This is a genomic window from Dickeya ananatis (assembly GCF_019464615.1).
Lineage (GTDB): Bacteria > Pseudomonadota > Gammaproteobacteria > Enterobacterales > Enterobacteriaceae > Dickeya > Dickeya oryzae.
The window spans coordinates 3665407-3681842 of the sequence record NZ_CP040816.1 but is presented as its reverse complement, the minus strand read 5'-3'; the positions used below and the strand labels follow the sequence as shown (position 1 = coordinate 3681842).

The window sequence follows — 16436 nt, the reverse complement described above, 5'->3', positions numbered from 1 at the left end:
TCATTTCAGGTTGTAGGCCGGATCGAGACTCATAATCCGGTACATCTGTTGCTGCAATTCCCTAAGCTGGCTGGCGGATGACGCTTGCATGGTCACCGCGGCCTCGTCAGAAAGCACGGGCATCAGCGGCGGCAACGGTGCCGGAGGAAGCGGCGATGACGCCGTGTGGGCCAGGGGGATACGCGGTGCTAACTGCAATCTCGCCGTGCCGTATTCCAGGTTGAAATTCAGAGGGGTCTGTAAGTCTTTCAGTGACGCCTGATCGGCACTGTCCGTGTCATCTAACGAGAGCTCCAGCTCGGCGTGGCAATAAAACGACCCGAGCGGCACCCCAATCGGACAAACGCCTGCGGTGGTATTTACCCAACGCGCACGGGATGGGTTATAGCGTTGACCATTCAGCGCTATCCAGTTGATAAACAGATGTGTATCGACGTCCGTTAGCGTAAAGCTGACGGTGACGGTTTTGGGGTGTGGCGGCAGTACGGCGCTGGGAATAACGGTATTTTCCCACATCGGCTTCATGGCGGCGGATTCGTTCGAGGCTTTTTCAATGCCTTGCGTGTGTAAACCGGCATTGGCGGTGATCGTGGCGATAGGCTGCTGGTTGACGCTCACGCGGAATGTCGCAGGGACGCGGCGATATTCAGAACTAAAGCGAATATGTAATCCGTCGACAGACTTGTCCGCCAGCAGAGCGGACTGGCGGACGGCCACCCACAGCCTCTCGATAATGCGTTTGCGGTTCGTGATTTGTCCGCTGGTTAACCAACTCAAGCCCCCTTTCCAGCCAGAGACATCCGGGGCGTTGAACGGCTCTTGCCCCAGCACGGCGGCATAGTCGGTGAGGATGCGGTAATCAGGCAGGCGCAGACGAAAGGTGCGGGCAAATCCGACTATCATATCCAGCGGCGATTTGACTAAATTGCCACGGTTTTCCTCGGCCCAGAATGCATCGCTTAATAGCAACGCGTTGAGTAGTGCCCGCAAGTCATAATGACCGTCACGCAAGATTGCGGCCAGCCGGTGTATTTCCACCTCATTGGGGGCGAGGGAGACAAACTCGTAATACAGCTTTCCGGCAATACGTTCAGCGGTGCTGGGTTGGCGCAATAATATGTCGACGAGCTGATCAAGCTCATCACTGGCACTTCCCTGTACCGCTTGGCCGAGAATCGTTTTTTCCCCGGTATCACGCTCTTGTTCGTTGACCTGATAGTGCCAGCCGCCTTCCTGGGCGACGGTATGCCCAGCCAGCAGGCGGGCCACTTGTTTCACATCTTGCTCACTGTAGTGGCCGATGCCCAGCGTGAATAACTCCATCAATTCTCGCGCCAGGTTTTCATTCGGGTGGGTACGTGTGTTTTTAACGTTATCCAGCCCGCTTAACATCATGGGGTCACGTAAAATACCGCGCAGTAATTCCCGAAAATTGGTGGTGCCTGCATATCGAAATAGCTGCAACTGGTCATAAAACGGGGCGGAAATTCGGGTGTTCTGAAAGCGTGAAACAAAATGATTGTGCCAGAAAAGTGTCAGGCGTTCGGCAAAGGGCGCGGGCGTTTCAATCATCTCCTGCATCCACCAATCCTGTAACTGGTGCATTTCGTTGATGCGCCGAAACATGACGGATTCTTTCTCCCAGTCTTTATCCCAGTAATTCGGGCGTGGCTGGGAAATATAAAAGGGAGGCTGAAGCGTCTGGGGCGTGTCCAGCGATGCCAGCAAGTGTGACACGGCCTGCTCTCTGGAAAGCGGCAGCAGTGCTTCAATATCCGGCTTACTGGCACCGAAGCTGGTGCGTTCAAGTAAATGCCGGGCATCATCGGGTGTGAGCGCATGCGCACTGCCGCAAAGCAGAAATAACAAACCCGCGATGCGAAGATAACTAACCGTGTAACCAGAGAGCCGGTGTAGGAAAGACGTAAGAAAATAAATGGGTATCATGTCGGCATCCTTGATTGTTAAGAATATGTTTCTTCCTGCGACATGATGTGACTGTAAGCTATTTAGGTTTGTGTACCAGGTGGAACAGTTCCCCTGGTCTTCACGAAGGGAAGGGGTGATATCTGAAATGGAATGTAACGGGCGGAACGGCGGTAGAGCGTAAGAGGAAAAAACAGAACGCCCCTAATAGCCATCAGGGGCGGATAACCGTAATACGAGTGATAAATCAGTTCGCGTGTTGAGTCGTCAGCGTATCTTCTGACTGGTGGGTGATGCGGTTACGCAAGTCACGACGCGCCAGCTCTGCTACCCAGAAACAGAACATGTGGCCGAAGATTTCTGAGAAGTGCTCAGCGAACGGCTGATCCCAAGGGGCAGGTACTGTACCGAACAGCGGCAGCAGTACGATGTGGAATACCACCCACAGTACCAGACCGTAGAACGCACCCTGCCACAGTTTGATGCGCGGCCAGAATTCTGCGGCTACGCAGTAAAGCACGGTAAACGTGATCGAAAAGCCGAAATGCATGATGAAACTCATGATCGGTCGCGGGTTGCCATTGAACAGATAGGTCAGATGCGAAAGATCAAACGACATGCCAAGCTGCTGCAGTAATTGCTGGGGCGGGTTGGTCAGATCCCGTGCCGGAGTCCGGGGTGGGAAAGGAATTTCCCAGCCAAATTTGGCTATCGCGCAAATGATGCCGGCAATAATGCCAATCAGCACCGCCAGTATGATCTTTTCCTTTACAGTACGAGCTTGCATGCTATTTCTCCTTGGGAATAAAAAAGAAAAGACGAACAGTGAATGAGCCCCCCAGAACAGGTAAATATACCCTTCATACTTCAAGTTGCAGGTGCGTTGGCTGCGTTACTCGGCCCATCAGTGGGCCTCGCCCTTCGGGCCAACGCGTTGCGTTGTTCAACACGCCAGCGTGTTGTCCTGCAACTCGAATTATTTTGGGTATCATGGATAAACCATGACACCTGAATTAGGTTTCGATACACTTTCCTTTAAATGATTACGATCGCCTTTGTGAAAATCATACGCCTTTATATTTCGATATTCGAGTATTACTCATTCGTACTATCCCCCTGATGGGGTAATTGTTTTTCTAATTATGAAAAATGTATTCGCTCATTGGCGTGATATGACTATTAATGGGTTATTGTGAAGGAAATGTATATTAAATAATGTATTGAAAAAGTGGTGATAACCGTAAAAATCGGTGTGTAATAAATGAGGTGTGTTTTTCTTTAGTTCGTATAATTTCAATTTAAAATAATTAATTGATATCTGATTAATGGGGGGTAATTGGCGTTGTTTGTTTTTGAATATATTTATGTGTATTAGCTCAGACTTGAGCTGACACGTTGAGAGACTCAGGGCTAGACCTAATCTGGCAGGCAGTCTGCACTAATAGCACACATGACTAAAATTACGGTGCATGAATAAACAGAGTGTAGGGATAATATCTTATTCGATACGTTTCACATCAGGATGGCGCTCTGTTGCTGACTCATGGAAAATGTCACCCAGCCAGCCCGGGATTTCGTCCTCTGCCATGTCGTCTGGAATAGCGATCTCGTAAACACGGGAAAATTTGCGCTCTGTCAGATCTACACGGAACACCAACCAGCGCTCGCCTTCACGCTTGACCCCAATGTGCCGTCCAAAAACGTCGTAGATCAGCATTATTACCCTCACTCAAAGCAGACTGTCCGATTGGATCGCACATGACCTGAAAAAACTGTCAGCTCAAGTCCTGGCTAATACAATTTATGGTGGCGTTACCTGATATTCAGGCCGTCGTCATTCAAGAAAACATTATTCAAGAAAACATTATTCAAGAAAACATCACTCAAGGAAAACAAGGCAGGTATATCGGGCGACGGGCTGCGCCATCATCAATGCTCGCAGCCCGATATTGCCAGTTTATCCGGCGTGATCCAGCCATTCAGGCAGGTCGTTAAGCCCCATAGCCTGACGTACCAGCGTTGGCTTGATGCCCGGCAGTGTATCCGCCAGCTTTAGTCCGATATCACGCAGCAGGCTGCCGACCGGGTGAGAACCGGCGAACAGTGTACGAAAGCCCTGCATACTCGCCAGCATCATGGCGGCGCTGTGCTTACGACGCCGCTCGTAACGCCGCAGATACAGATGCTGACCGATGTCTTTCCCTTGTGCCTGTAGCCGTTTAAGCTCGGCGATCAGTTCCGCTACATCCATGAAACCGAGGTTGACGCCCTGGCCTGCCAATGGATGGATCGTGTGCGCGGCATCGCCCGTCAGCACCAGCCGGTGGGCGGCAAAGCTGCGGGCATAACGTGCGGTAAGCGGGAAGGTCTGGCGTTCGCTCTCCAACTGGCACAAGCCTAAACGCATATCGAAGGTGATAGCCAGTTGTCTGGCAAAGGCGTCAGCGGGCAGTTCGCACAGGTGCTGAGCACGCTCTGGCGGCAGCGACCAGACGATGGAACTCAGATGCGGATCGCTAAGCGGCAGAAACGCCAGAATACCCTCGCCGTGGAACACCTGGCTGGCAATCGCGTTATGCGGCTGTTCCGTGCGGATAGTGGCGACTAACGCATGGTGGCCGTAATCCCAAAACGTCAGCGGAATGTCGGCGTGCTGGCGCAGCCAGGAGTGTGCGCCGTCGGCACCGACAACCAGCCGGGCGGTGAGCATGCCGCCGTCTTCCAGCGTAATAAAGGCTTCGTTCTCACCCCAGGCGACCTGACGCAATGTGGCAGGTGCCATGAGGGTGATATCTCGCGACTGGGCCGCCTGTTGCCACAACGCCCACTGGATAACATCGTTTTCGATAATGTGGCCGAGGTGGGAAAAACCGAACTCCTCGCCGCAAAAACGAATATTACCGAAGCTGTCTTTATCCCAGACATACATGTCGTTGTATGGGCTTAGTCGCTGTGCGGCAATACCCGGCCAGACGTTGAGCTTGCGCAGTAACGCCTCACTGGCGGCATTGATAGCGGATACGCGAAGGGCGTGTGGGCCGTTGACCGACGGTTCGGTGGCGGCCTGCTTATCCAGCACTGCGACGCTCAGGCCACTGCCTTGCAGGCCGCAGGCCAGCGCCAGTCCGACCATGCCTCCACCCGCGATAACCACATCAAATGATTGCATAGAGCATGAATTCCTGTCTGTATTAACGTTCCACCCAGCCCAATGTACGCCGCGCCAGTACGTCACGCAGCAGCGGCAAGCTGTTCATGGCCATCAGCCCCAGATTCCGCCCAACTTCCATCGCGAACAGAGAGTTGGAGAAGACGCGCACCAGCCCATCCGTCAGGGTGACGGTGGTGTGCTGATCCGGCTCACGGCGACGTTGATAGCGTTGTAGTACGGCCTGACTGCCCGGATCCTCACCTTGTGCGGCCGCTGCCACCAGGGTTTCCGCCAGGGTCATCACGTCGCGCAGGCCAAGGTTGAATCCTTGTCCGGCAATGGGGTGCAGGGTTTGTGCCGCATTTCCCACCAGTGCCAGTCGATGGCTGATATGCCGACTGGCGGTCGACAGCGCCAGCGGATAGCTATGGCGCTCACCGACGTGGGTGATGGCACCGAGCCGCCAGCCGAACGCCCGCTGTAACCGTTGGCGGAATTGCTCATCGCTCCAGCGATCGACTTCAGCCTGCTGCGATAAGGGATGGCACCACACCAGCGAGCTACGGCCCCGACTCATTGGCAGCAGTGCCAGCGGGCCGTGCTCGGTAAAGCGCTCATAGGCGCGGCCCTGATGCGCTTGCGCGGTAACGACATTCGCGATGATCGCCACCTGTTCATACGGCGTGTGTTGCCACTGGATCCCCGCATGTTGTGCCAGCTGGGAACGTGAACCGTCGGCCGCCACCAGTAACTGCCCTTCAAGGCGCGTGCCGTTGTCCAGCAGCAGCGAGGCGCTATCCGTCTCCCGCTGCAGGCTGACCACCGTGGCCGGGCAATGTAACCGCACGCCCGGTGCATGCTGTAATAACGCGAACAGGCGCTTGCCGACATCGTGCAATTCGACCACATGACCTAACGCGGGGACCCGGTAATCACCGGCCTGCAATTGTACCCGGCCCGCATGGCCCCGATCGCTGACGTGTATATGGGTGATGGGCGTCGCGACCGGCGACAGCGTTTGCCAGACGCCGATGGCATCCAGTTGCATGCTGGTGCCCTGCGCCAGTGCGATGGCGCGAGCGTCAAAACCGGGATGTTGGCTTTCCTCTGGCGAGCGGGTTTCGACCAGATCGACCGCAAGTTTCCCGCCAGACAGATGGGAGATAGCCAGCGCCAGTGTCGCGCCAGCCATGCCGCCGCCGACAATCATGATGGTCATGAAACGCGTCCTGCCGCCCTTGCCATCAGTGCTTCGATTGCATCGGGGTCTTTGACGACGCCGCTGGTCAGCACCTCATTGCCGGTGGCGGTGATCACAATGTCGTCTTCGATGCGAATACCGATGCCGCGATATGCCGCGGGTACATCGGCGTCCGGTGCGATATACAGGCCCGGCTCTACCGTTAGCACCATACCCGGCTCCAGCGTCCGGCCGCGATCGGCGGTGCCGTAATCGCCGACGTCATGGACGTCCATACCCAGCCAATGGCTCAGGCCGTGCATGAAGAATTGACGGTGGGCCTGTTCAGCGAACAGTGCATCGACATCGCCATGCAGGATGCCGAGTTTAATCAGGCCGCGCAGCATGATACGCACCACTTCTTCATTGACTTCGCGGATGCTGCGACCCGGTGCGAACATCTCTATCGCACGTACCTCAGACTCCAGCACGATATCGTAAATAGCGCGTTGTGCCGGGGTAAATTTGCCGTTGACCGGGAACGTGCGAGTGATGTCACCCGCGTAGCCCTGGTATTCACACCCGGCGTCGATCAACACCAGGTCGCCGTCACGCATCTGGCTTTCATTTTCGGTGTAATGCAGGATACAGGCGTTTTCGCCGCTGCCGACAATGGTGTTATAAGACGGATAACGTGCGCCGTGGCGATTGAACTCGTGGTGGATTTCGCCTTCCAACTGATATTCGAACATGCCGGGGCGGCATTTTTCCATCGCACGGGTGTGGGCCAGCGCGCTGATTTCCCCTGCGCGGCGCAGGGTGTCGATTTCCGCCGGAGACTTGAACAGACGCATTTCGTGTACCCATGGACGCCAGTCAGTCAGGGTCGCCGGTGCATTAAAGCCTTTGCGTGTACCGCCGGTACGCAACGTATCGAGCGCGGCGAACACCAGTTTGTCGGCGTGGGCGTATTCGCCCTGCGCGTGGTAGACCACGTCCAGACCATTAAGCAACAAGTGCAGTTGTTCGCCGATTTCGTTAAATGGCAGTGCCCGGTCCACGCCCAGTTTGGCGGGGGCGGCTTCCTGACCAAGACGACGACCGAACCAGATTTCAGCAGTGACATCGCGTACCCGATTGAACAATACGGTATGGTGATGATTTTCATCGCTTTTAATCAGCAGAAGCGCGGCTTCCGGCTCATTGAAGCCGGTGAAATACCAGAAATCGCTGTTCTGGCGGTACGGATAGTCACTGTCCGCGTTACGCTGAGCTTCTGGCGCAGCGAACAGGATCGCCGCGCTGCCGGGTGCCATTTTGTCCAGCAGAGCCAGACGACGGCGAAGGTATTCTTGTGAATTCATTACCTGCTCCTGAAAAGGGCATCAATGCAGCATGTGTATTAATGCAGCGTCGGTTTTTTTTGCTCCGGCACCGTGCGTACCGGGCGGGTGAATTCGTTATGGCACATGATGGCCGCCACCCGCACGTATTCGATCACTTCTTCCAGCGACTGCTCCAGTTCGTCCTTGTCTTCGTCTTCGTCGTAACCGAGTTGGGCGATATTACGCAGGTCATCAATCGCTTCTTTGAGTTCCCCCTGCGCTTTGCTAAGACGGGGCTGGACAACGCCAAGACCGAGCAGGAAATGGTTGACCCAGCCAGCCAGTGCATCGGCGCGGTCAAAGACGCTGACGTCTTCCTGCGTGTCGTCCGGCAGGTACAACTGGAACATGAAACCGTCGTCTTCCAGCGTATCACGAGTCACCTGATACAGTTGCTGTAACGGCTGGGCCAGTGTCTGCGGGAAAGCCATACCGTCGTTAGTCAATTCAAATGTCAGTGTTTTCCAGCTGTCATCGTGGTTGCCGCCACACAGCATGCCGCTTAACAGGCCGTGCATTTCGGCGGCGGTCAGGGCAACCTGATGCTGGTGCAAGAGCTGGTCGATAGCATCGTAACCGGGGAGTGTATTCTGTATAGACATGAGCATTCATCGTCGTTGGCAGGTCGTTCGTGTTATGCTACCACCAAGCTCCGTTGCTATACCAGCAAGCTCCGTCGGCAGACGTATACCCAATAGATTCAAGCGGCAGGACAACCGGCTTTCGTTTTGAGCAACGCCTCTGCCACTGACAATCTTATGGGTATAATAAAGGGCTTGTATCTTCTATTTTGGATATATATAGTAGCGCCCGCTTTTTCAAGGCCCCGTCACGGGCCGCGCAGCGGATGTCCCTCATGCGGGCGTGAAACGAAATAAGGCAGGAAGGTGACATGTCTGCACAACCGGTAGATATTCAGATTTTTGGCCGTTCGTTAAGAGTTAATTGTCCGCCAGAACAGCAGGATGCGCTGAATCAGGCTGCGGAGGATCTTAACCAGCGGTTGCAGGACCTCAAGGTGCGTACCCGGGTGACTAACACCGAGCAACTGGTGTTTATTGCTGCGCTTAACGTGTGTCATGAGCTGGCGCAGGAACGGCTGAAAACCCGTGACTATGCCGCGAATATGGAACAGCGTATTCGCATGTTGCAGCAGACGATTGAGCAGGCCTTGCTGGAGCAAGGGCGAATTACTGAACGTCAGGGCGCGCAATTTGAGTAGCGTGTCTCGTTTTGACAAAAGTCCGATTTTTTTGGGTAACACATCGCTACCAGACGTGATAAGGTAGCTTTGAAAGAACAAAATTTCTCTGAGATGTTCGTCAGCGGGCAAGTCCCCTGAGCCGATATTTCAACCAACAGAATGTAACGATCCGTAGTTGGTGAGCACGCTCGGTTCGGCCGAGAAGCCTTAAGATTGCGACGTTGCGTTCACCTTGAACCAAGGGTTCAAGGGTTACAGCCTGCGGCGGCATCTCGGAGATTCCCTCTCGTTTATCCCCTGTTAATTGCATGGCAGTGACTGCGCATGAACCCAGCCAGTGCGTCTTCTGATCGCTCTTGTATTACCTCGTTACGCCAGCACATTCGTCAGCAGGTTCGCCAACGTCGTCGTGCGTTAACGTCTTTGCAGCAAGCAGCCTTTGCCCAGCAGGCCGCTGAGCGGGTGATGACGAATTCGCGTCTGGTCGATGCCAAACGTGTCGCGGTGTTTTTATCGTTTGACGGCGAGCTGAATACCCAACCGTTGATAGCAGCACTCTGGCAGCACCAAAAACAGGTCTATCTGCCGGTGCTGCACCCTTTTTGTCGCGGGCATCTGCTGTTTTTACGTTATGCGCCGGATACGGTACTGGTGTGGAATCGGCTGAAAATTCAGGAACCGCAGTTGGATGTGCGTCAGGTATTACCGGTTGAGCAACTCGATGTGCTGTTGACGCCGCTGGTAGCGTTCGATGCCACCGGGCAGCGGTTGGGGATGGGCGGTGGGTTTTATGACCGCACGTTGCAACACTGGCAGTCGCGCGGCCCTTATCCTATCGGACTGGCACATGACTGCCAGCAGGTAGAGGCGTTACCGGTAGCAAGCTGGGACGTGCCGCTGCCGGAAATCATCACGCCTTCTCATCACTGGCACTGGTAGCCCCCGACTGACAGCGAGGGGTTAGCCCGCCGCTGTCATGATCGGTGGCTGGCGGTCATGCCCCAGCATCTGTTGCACCAGTTCCACACAGCGCAGAAAACGGCTGTCGTAGTCGGATTCGGTGACATGAACGTAAGGCACGTTATTTTCTGCCAGCATGCTTTTGAGCACATCCTGAAACGCTTTGCGATCCGCCGCACTGCCGAGGCTACGCAAGCCGTCTGCCACCCACGGGGTGTTATTCTCCAGCAAAATCACCAGATCAAAGCGGTACTCTTCAATCAGCGCCTGTACGAACGGGTGTTCACGGCCTTCGTATTTTTTACAAAACGCCTGCGTGGTGATGAAGTCGGTGTCGATAAACGCCACTTTATTGGCGTATTTCACTGCAAAATCGATGTACTGGGCCTGACCGAGCGCGATTTTGTCGTAATCGGAATACTGTAGCGCCATTTCATCCCCCCCCAGGTGAGAGAACACGTAGTCACGGCCGTATTCCCAGGCGCTGGTGGTATTGAAGATATTCGCCAGCTTGTTGACCAGCGTAGACTTACCGCTGGATTCCCCGCCCAGAATCGCCACGGTGCGCACGAAAAACGGCTTCACTTCGGTGGGGATATATTCCCAGTAGCGAAACGGATCCTGACGGATCTGCGCGCCGCTGATGCTCATGAAAGAGCGTTTCGGGTCGACCAGCACGGTGTCGATACCGAGGTGCTCTTTGTACTGCGCGGCGTCCTGCTCTTCACTGGTATAGACGTATTGCGGGTCGATACCTTTTTCCGCCATAAACTGTTTGATACCGCGGCTCCACACATCCCAGCCATGCGGATAAGGTTCCATGCCCTGTTCGTTAAAGGCGTGGATATGGATATTTTTTTGATACTTGAAGGTTTGCAACAACCAGCGCAGACGGTCACTGACGGTGGGTTGCTGCGACATGGAACTGTGTTCAAACAACAGGCGATCGCGCGGTTCGTCGTAGCCGAGAATCACGTGCAGCTCGTCTACCTGACTACAGGCGCGCTGAATCAGATAAATGTGGCCGGTGTGCAGCGGGTAGAACTTACCAAACACCACACCGATACTTTTTTGCTGATAGGGGAATTCCAGCCCCAGAAAACGGTGCAGCGATTCCAGCTTCTGCGCGCTGGGGCTTTTGATTTTGGCATTGAGCAACTGGCTCAGATAGCCTTTGGTCATACCCGCGGCGTCGGCGACCTGTTGCAGGGTACAGCCTTTTTGTCTGATGGCTGTTTTCAGGTAATCGTAGGGAGACATGGTCTGATACTCCGATGTGGCGGATAACGCACTGCCATATTACTGTTCCGGCAAGTAAAGCCTAATGGAAATTACAGATCATCCAGAATCGCCAGCGCGTCCGACAGTTTTTTCGCGCCCATTACCTGCATATTGGCAGGGGGTTTCTTCGGCATATTGGCAAACGGCACGATGGCGCGTTTAAACCCATGCTTGGCCGCTTCGATAATACGCTCCTGACCGCTTGGCACCGGGCGAATTTCTCCCGCCAGACCGACTTCACCGAACACTACCACATCCTGCGGCAGCGGCCGGTCGCGGAAGCTGGACACCAGCGATAACAGCAACGCCAGATCGGCGCTGGTTTCTGTGACCTTGACGCCACCCACCACGTTGACGAACACGTCCTGATCCGACATCTGCAACCCGCCGTGGCGATGCAATACGGCCAGCAGAATAGCCAGCCGGTTTTGTTCCAGCCCAACGGCGACCCGGCGCGGGTTGGCCATCATCGATTGGTCCACCAGCGCCTGAATCTCAACCAGCAGCGGTCGGGTGCCTTCCCATACCACCATCACGGAACTGCCCGATGTGATTTCATCACCCCGGCTCAGGAAGATGGCGGACGGGTTATTCACTTCCCGCAGCCCCTGTTCCGTCATGGCGAATACGCCCAGTTCGTTGACGGCACCAAAACGGTTCTTGTGGCTGCGCAGCGTGCGAAAACGGGAGTCGGCATCGCCATCGAGCAATACCGAACAGTCGATACAATGCTCTAGTACCTTTGGGCCAGCCAGCGAGCCGTCTTTGGTGACGTGACCGACCATGATGATGGCAACACCACGGGTTTTCGCAAAGCGCGTCAGGTAGGCGGCGGTTTCACGCACCTGCGCCACGCTGCCGGGAGACGATTGAATATCGGCCAGATGCATCACCTGGATAGAGTCGATCACCATGAGCTTCGGTTGTTCCTGCTCGGCAATCAGGCAGATCTGCTCGATGCTGGTTTCCGACAGCATATTAATATGTTGAGCGGGCAGACCGAGGCGGTGGGCGCGCATCGCCACCTGTTGGAGAGATTCCTCGCCGGTGACGTACAGGGTTTTCATCTGTTCGGACAATTTGCACAGGGTTTGCAGTAGCAGGGTACTTTTACCCGCACCCGGGTTACCGCCGATCAGAATGGCGCTGCCGGGGACCACGCCACCGCCCAATACCCTGTCAAACTCCAAAAAGCCGGTGGAGAAACGCGGCAGCGCCTCCAGGCTGATGTCAGAGAGTTTCTGCACCCGACTGACACTGCCGCTGTCCCCGGCGTAACCGGAGAAGCGATCGCTGCGTGATGAGGAGGACGCGGCGGCCAGGCGCACCTCGGTGATGGTGTTCCAGGCGTGGCAGGCGCTGCATTGCCCCTGCCAGCGTGGGTAGTCAGCCCCGCATTCATTACAGACAAAAGCACGTTTGACGGCTTTGGCCATGAATTCCCTCCTGTTTTACTGCGCTTTCTTTTTACTGCTTTGTGAATGGCACTGCTCTGTGAAGATTTATTGTCTGTCACCCGTTGCACATAACAAATGGTCTGTGAACGGGTGTACGGTTCAGCTTTTTTCGTGTCGCAGGCTGCCACTGAGAATACACAATACGCCGGTCAGGTCCGCATGGCGGATAGTGACGGCACTTTGCTGGTTCACTTTCGGTTTGGCGTGATACGCGATGCCCAGCCCCGCAGCTTTAATCATCAGCAGGTCGTTGGCGCCGTCGCCGATGGCGACTGTTTGGTGTGTCGGGATCGCCAGCTTCTCGGCCAGTTGCTGCAGCGTATCGGCTTTATATTTCGCATCGATGATGGGGCCGATCACTTCACCGGTCAGTTTACCATCGCGCATACCCATTTCGTTGGCGACTGCAGCCACTAGCCCGAGTTCGTCACGCAGGTAGTCGGCGAAATAGGTGAAACCGCCGGATGCGATAGCCAGGTGCCAGCCAGCGTCCTGCAACTGTTTGACCATGTTTTTCAAGCCTGGCATCAGCGGCAATGTTTCCCGCACCTGTCGCAGAATGTTGGCATCAGCACCTTTGAGGGTGCCGACACGCTGGCGCAGGCTGGCGGCGAAATCCAGTTCGCCACGCATGGCGCGCTCGGTCACTTCCGCGACCTGTTCGCCGGTACCGGCCAGTTTGGCGATTTCATCGATACATTCGATCTGAATGGCGGTGGAATCCATGTCCATCACCAACAGGCCGGGCGAGCGCAAACTCGGCGTATTGCCCATCGGTGTGACATCCAGACCCAGTTCGTGGGCAACCTTGGTGATGCGCGGCGTTAAGGTACCCGCCAGGCGTACAACCTGATAGTCGTCCACGCTCCAGGCGCTGACTATCACCAGCGGTTCATCCAGACGACGCTGGATGCGGGATAGCAGATATTTGTCGAGCACATCGCCGTACATCAGCCAGCCGGTATTACCGGCGCGATAGTCGAGCGGCATGACCTCGTCGTCACTCAGCGACAAGGGTAAATTTGGCCAGCAGTTGATCTCATCGGGCAGATCGCTATAGGTCAAACGGTTCGACATGGGTTAAATATCCTTTCCTGCGGGTAGTGAGCATTGACGGGGTGGACGGCCACAAATTAACGCAACAAGCTATCCTATCGCTAACGCTTCTGGCAACATGAAAGTATCCAAATCGCGCAGGTATTCCCATGGTTCGGGCCCGGATTAAATTTCGCTTACATCGCACGGCCATTGTGCTGATCTGTCTGGCTCTGTTGGTGGTCTTATTGCAAGGGGCGTCTTATTTCAGCCTCAGTCATCAGATGGCCCGTTCCGAGCAGGTAGAAGAGCTGGCGCGCACGCTGACACGTCAGGTGGCGTTCAACCTGACCCCGTTGCTGGAGAGTAACAATGATAACAGCAGCAAAATTGAAGAAATGTTGCAGCAGTTGACGGATCACAGCCGTATTCTGGATGCCGCCGTGTACCTGCAGGACGGCACGCTGGTGGCACGGTCAGGTGAGCAGGTGGCCGTTCGTGACCGGCTGGCGCTCGATGGCAGCCGCGCCGGTAGTTACTTCAATCACCAGATGGTGGAGCCGCTCAACACTAAAGACGGCCCGATCGGTTTTTTGCGTATCACGCTGGACACCCATGTGCTGGCGACGGAAGCCCGTCAGGTGGATAACACCACCAACATCCTGCGGTTGATGATCATGATGGCGCTGGCCATTGGCATTATTCTGGCCCGTACCTTGCTGCAGCACCGTCGTTCCCGCTGGCAACAGTCGCCTTACCTGCTGACCGCTAATGCCTCGTCGCAGGATGATGAACCGGCGAATGACGACGGCGCTTCCGTGCCGGATGGCGATAAAACCCGCAAACCCTAGACAGCGATTTATTACCGGTGTCGCGTCGCCACCATAAACAGGCGCGGGTAGATAAGCAGGCTGTTGCCGTCGGCCTGAGCCGGGTAAGCCGCTTGCAGGCAGCTCTGGTAGCGTTGCAAAAAGTCCTGCTGTTCCTGCGCGTTCAACGGTGCCAGGAATGGGCGCAACCCGGTGCCTTTCAACCACTCGATAACCGCCTGTGCTCCCCCCATGATGTGATAATAGGTGGTCTGCCAGATATCCACGTCGCAACCGTGACTGACCAACACGTCGTAATACTGACCGGGACTGAGCAGCGAGTGTCGGATCTGGTCTATGTCGCCAAATCGATCCTTCCACGGCCCTTTGGCGGCGACGCTACGCATCAGTTGGTGTGTGGGCTGGCTCAATGTGTCCGGCATTTGCACCGCCAGTACGCCACCCGGTGCCAGATGCGTCACCAACGCCGATAGCAGGCGCTCATGATCCGTCAACCATTGCAGCGCGGCATTAGCGTAGATGACGTCCTGCGGGGTATCCGGTTGCCAGTCAGCGATGTCGGCCTGCTGGAATGTACAACCCGGCAGGCGTTGCTGCGCTTGTTGCAGCATCGCGGCTGAGTTATCCACGCCGGTGACGTGCGCCTGCGGCCACGCCTGATGCAGCAACTCGGTGCTGTTGCCAGGGCCGCAGCCCAGATCGGTGACACGGGTAGGGTTGGGATGCGAAATACGGGATAACAGTTCGAGGGCCGGACGGGTACGTTCATTGGCAAAACGCAGGTAAAGCTCGGGATTCCAGTCTTGCATGGCTATCTCCTTGGCAGGTGGGAGCGATGGGGAAACCGGGTCAGGGAGTAGCAGCATAAGAAGTAAGCGGGATTTTTTCCATCCATGGCGGTGCATTTCCGGGGGATAATGGGGAATACAGCACAATTGATCTCCAAAAGGTGATCTCTGGAAGGCGATCTCTGAGGGGCGATCTGTGACTGTCGTCTGTTGAGAATCGCTCTCTGACAGTCACTCCCCGATTGTGCTGTAGCGCCGTTATTACCCCAAAATTACCCCAGACGTTGCTGGAACTGCTGCCATTGCTGTTGCAATGCATTGATGTTGTGTTGCTCCCAGTCGCTGGGTGATGAGGTGGGTTGCAGATACGTGCGGAAACGATCGAACCAGCCATCGACATCATTACCGCTTGCCAGCGCAAAAACCTGCTGGCGTTTGAGCTGCAGGTCGCTGGCGCCGGTGTCGTATTTCTGTAGCTGGCTTTGCGCCCATACCGCGCGGGTGGTATCGCCTGTTTCGAGGCCAATACGGTATTCCCCTTCCATCAGGGCTTTATTGATGGTGTCTTGTGCCGCGATTTTCTGGCTGGCAAATGCGTCGATAGCTGCCTGAGCCTGCTGTTGGTAGTCGCTGTTCAGGTACTTGTCTTTGATAGCGGTCAGCTCGGCTTTTTTCACGCTCAGTTGCATCGCGCTGGTGGTATCGCTTTGCTGTTCGGCAAAACCGTAGGCCAGCACGTTGTGAACCAGTGTCAGGAGGTCCTCTTTGCTGATATCGCTGTCAGCTTTGAGGTTGTTCGCCCAGCTACTGAAGGTCAGCCCGTCGCTAGCGGTCACAGGGTCAAGGAACAGCGGGTTGTCCAGACTGACACCGGAAGACGTGCGGGAGAGCGCCTCATTACGCAGATCGCGAATCGCGCGCGTCAGTTTTTCCTGCTCTTCCTTACTTAACGTGTTGCTGGATGATGAGGCCTGACGCCAGCGCGCCAGCGTTTCTTCGGAAACCTTGATGCTGGTCGGCATCGTGATGGTTTTCCCGGTAATAGGGTCGCGCGGTTCTGTGTTGATGTCAGACGGCGTAGCGTTCTGGGACTGAGGCTGGCTATATCCCGTAATGCTGTTAACAGACAGGTTCATGCTCTCTCCTTTAAATCGGTAAGCGTTAGCCTGTTTGTTATCGGTAAATGTAAGTCAGATCTTTACAAGTGTGTCTAAATGTTATTTTCGACGGTGTGTTGAA

General features: G+C 55.4%; 15 protein-coding genes and 1 other RNA gene. 4 read left to right on the top strand and 12 right to left on the bottom strand.

Translation table 11 applies throughout. The features are described 5' to 3' along the window. From FGI04_RS16335 to FGI04_RS16305, 7 genes are all read right to left on the bottom strand, one after another. Nucleotides 1–1947, bottom strand: coding sequence for a DUF1800 domain-containing protein (locus FGI04_RS16335; RefSeq protein ID WP_407336991.1), 1947 nt, complete (start codon nt 1945–1947; stop codon nt 1–3). Nucleotides 1948–2173: 226 nt separating this feature from the next. Continuing rightward, nucleotides 2174–2713, bottom strand: a complete 540-nt coding sequence (locus FGI04_RS16330; RefSeq protein WP_342698864.1) for a YagU family protein — start codon at nt 2711–2713, stop codon at nt 2174–2176. Nucleotides 2714–3424: 711 nt separating this feature from the next. Continuing rightward, nucleotides 3425–3643, bottom strand: a complete 219-nt coding sequence (locus FGI04_RS16325; RefSeq protein ID WP_342698863.1) for a DUF7661 family protein — start codon at nt 3641–3643, stop codon at nt 3425–3427. A 240-nt stretch (nt 3644–3883) separates the two neighbouring features. Beyond that, complete coding sequence (ubiI, locus tag FGI04_RS16320; RefSeq protein ID WP_342698862.1) at nt 3884–5095, bottom strand: FAD-dependent 2-octaprenylphenol hydroxylase; 1212 nt, start codon at nt 5093–5095, stop codon at nt 3884–3886. Between the two features lie 22 nt (nt 5096–5117). Further along, nucleotides 5118–6296 (bottom strand): 2-octaprenyl-6-methoxyphenyl hydroxylase, encoded by a 1179-nt coding sequence (gene ubiH / locus FGI04_RS16315; protein WP_407336990.1) that lies wholly within the window; start codon nt 6294–6296, stop codon nt 5118–5120. Next, a complete protein-coding gene (pepP, locus tag FGI04_RS16310; RefSeq protein WP_342698860.1) occupies nt 6293–7621 on the bottom strand; it encodes a Xaa-Pro aminopeptidase in 1329 nt (442 codons plus the stop codon). Before pepP ends, ubiH begins: the two co-directional genes overlap by 4 nt. A gap of 38 nt (nt 7622–7659) precedes the next feature. Then, nucleotides 7660–8244, bottom strand: coding sequence for a YecA/YgfB family protein (locus FGI04_RS16305; protein WP_038924998.1), 585 nt, complete (start codon nt 8242–8244; stop codon nt 7660–7662). A gap of 290 nt (nt 8245–8534) precedes the next feature. Between FGI04_RS16305 and zapA the strand changes: the two genes are divergently transcribed. The 3 genes from zapA (at nt 8535) to FGI04_RS16290 (ending at nt 9785) form a co-directional block, all read left to right on the top strand. Further along, complete coding sequence (zapA, locus tag FGI04_RS16300; RefSeq protein WP_012883229.1) at nt 8535–8864, top strand: cell division protein ZapA; 330 nt, start codon at nt 8535–8537, stop codon at nt 8862–8864. 82 nt (nt 8865–8946) lie between these two features. Continuing rightward, nucleotides 8947–9129: non-coding RNA, 6S RNA (gene ssrS / locus FGI04_RS16295), on the top strand. A gap of 41 nt (nt 9130–9170) precedes the next feature. Beyond that, on the top strand, nt 9171–9785 hold the full coding sequence (locus FGI04_RS16290) for a 5-formyltetrahydrofolate cyclo-ligase (protein ID WP_407336989.1): 615 nt from the start codon (nt 9171–9173) through the stop codon (nt 9783–9785). A gap of 21 nt (nt 9786–9806) precedes the next feature. On the opposite strand, the gene nadR is transcribed toward FGI04_RS16290, so the two are convergent. The 3 genes from nadR to serB form a co-directional block, all read right to left on the bottom strand. Beyond that, nucleotides 9807–11066: a multifunctional transcriptional regulator/nicotinamide-nucleotide adenylyltransferase/ribosylnicotinamide kinase NadR gene (gene nadR / locus FGI04_RS16285; protein WP_038906968.1), complete on the bottom strand. Its 1260-nt coding sequence runs from the start codon at nt 11064–11066 to the stop codon at nt 9807–9809. A 71-nt stretch (nt 11067–11137) separates the two neighbouring features. Next, entirely contained in the window at nt 11138–12523 is a 1386-nt protein-coding gene (radA, locus tag FGI04_RS16280; protein WP_012883232.1) for a DNA repair protein RadA, read from the bottom strand. A gap of 120 nt (nt 12524–12643) precedes the next feature. After that, nucleotides 12644–13621, bottom strand: a complete 978-nt coding sequence (serB, locus tag FGI04_RS16275) for a phosphoserine phosphatase (RefSeq protein ID WP_342698858.1) — start codon at nt 13619–13621, stop codon at nt 12644–12646. 128 nt (nt 13622–13749) lie between these two features. Here serB and FGI04_RS16270 point away from each other — a divergent pair, with 128 nt between their 5' ends. Further along, on the top strand, nt 13750–14430 hold the full coding sequence (locus tag FGI04_RS16270) for a YtjB family periplasmic protein (RefSeq protein WP_342698857.1): 681 nt from the start codon (nt 13750–13752) through the stop codon (nt 14428–14430). Nucleotides 14431–14441: 11 nt separating this feature from the next. Here FGI04_RS16270 and tam read toward each other — a convergent pair whose 3' ends face one another. Beyond that, nucleotides 14442–15218: a trans-aconitate 2-methyltransferase gene (gene tam / locus FGI04_RS16265; protein WP_342698856.1), complete on the bottom strand. Its 777-nt coding sequence runs from the start codon at nt 15216–15218 to the stop codon at nt 14442–14444. A 251-nt stretch (nt 15219–15469) separates the two neighbouring features. Continuing rightward, nucleotides 15470–16333 (bottom strand): hypothetical protein, encoded by an 864-nt coding sequence (locus tag FGI04_RS16260; RefSeq protein WP_407336988.1) that lies wholly within the window; start codon nt 16331–16333, stop codon nt 15470–15472. Between the last annotated feature and the right edge of the window lie 103 nt (nt 16334–16436).

Bases quoted from the DNA above. Each gene is read 5' to 3' on its own strand.
- FGI04_RS16335 (WP_407336991.1), bottom strand. From the start codon at position 1,947: ATGATACCCATTTATTTTCTTACGTCTTTCCTACACCGGCTCTCTGGT.
- FGI04_RS16330 (WP_342698864.1), bottom strand. From the start codon at position 2,713: ATGCAAGCTCGTACTGTAAAGGAAAAGATCATACTGGCGGTGCTGATT.
- FGI04_RS16325 (WP_342698863.1), bottom strand. From the start codon at position 3,643: ATGCTGATCTACGACGTTTTTGGACGGCACATTGGGGTCAAGCGTGAA.
- ubiI (WP_342698862.1), bottom strand. From the start codon at position 5,095: ATGCAATCATTTGATGTGGTTATCGCGGGTGGAGGCATGGTCGGACTG.
- ubiH (WP_407336990.1), bottom strand. From the start codon at position 6,296: ATGACCATCATGATTGTCGGCGGCGGCATGGCTGGCGCGACACTGGCG.
- pepP (WP_342698860.1), bottom strand. From the start codon at position 7,621: ATGAATTCACAAGAATACCTTCGCCGTCGTCTGGCTCTGCTGGACAAA.
- FGI04_RS16305 (WP_038924998.1), bottom strand. From the start codon at position 8,244: ATGTCTATACAGAATACACTCCCCGGTTACGATGCTATCGACCAGCTC.
- zapA (WP_012883229.1), top strand. From the start codon at position 8,535: ATGTCTGCACAACCGGTAGATATTCAGATTTTTGGCCGTTCGTTAAGA.
- FGI04_RS16290 (WP_407336989.1), top strand. From the start codon at position 9,171: ATGAACCCAGCCAGTGCGTCTTCTGATCGCTCTTGTATTACCTCGTTA.
- nadR (WP_038906968.1), bottom strand. From the start codon at position 11,066: ATGTCTCCCTACGATTACCTGAAAACAGCCATCAGACAAAAAGGCTGT.
- radA (WP_012883232.1), bottom strand. From the start codon at position 12,523: ATGGCCAAAGCCGTCAAACGTGCTTTTGTCTGTAATGAATGCGGGGCT.
- serB (WP_342698858.1), bottom strand. From the start codon at position 13,621: ATGTCGAACCGTTTGACCTATAGCGATCTGCCCGATGAGATCAACTGC.
- FGI04_RS16270 (WP_342698857.1), top strand. From the start codon at position 13,750: ATGGTTCGGGCCCGGATTAAATTTCGCTTACATCGCACGGCCATTGTG.
- tam (WP_342698856.1), bottom strand. From the start codon at position 15,218: ATGCAAGACTGGAATCCCGAGCTTTACCTGCGTTTTGCCAATGAACGT.
- FGI04_RS16260 (WP_407336988.1), bottom strand. From the start codon at position 16,333: ATGAACCTGTCTGTTAACAGCATTACGGGATATAGCCAGCCTCAGTCC.